Origin of the sequence: Bacillus sp. SIMBA_031, assembly GCF_046535225.1 — a bacterium.
GTDB classification, from domain to species: Bacteria; Bacillota; Bacilli; order Bacillales; family Bacillaceae; genus Bacillus; species Bacillus velezensis.
Window position 1 is genome coordinate 1 of the sequence record NZ_JAWRXC010000272.1, and the last position, 270, is coordinate 270.

The 270-nt window shown below is 62.2% G+C and carries 1 protein-coding gene; it reads right to left on the reverse strand.

The window, feature by feature from the left end:
- On the reverse strand, positions 1-270 hold a 270-nt coding region (locus tag SB724_RS20290; protein ID WP_410572668.1), incomplete at both ends, for an Ldh family oxidoreductase.

The window sequence follows — 270 nt, forward strand, 5'->3', positions numbered from 1 at the left end:
GGATTTAGCGCGAGGACGAAGGCGCCAAGTCCGCGTGGCGTCGAGAAATCTGGGCCTGGCATTGGTGCGATGTCGAAACTCAGCTTCATCCCCGTGAGCACGGCGCTGAGGATTTCGGAAATGCCGGCGAGCCCAGCACCCTTGAAGCCGAATTCGCCACCAAGCGGCGCCAGCATATCTGCGATATCGGGGTTTGTCGTATCGTGGCCGCGTTCGTCCGAGGCAACACCGGAGGGAAGATCGCGGCCGAGGCTGCGATAGAGCTGGACG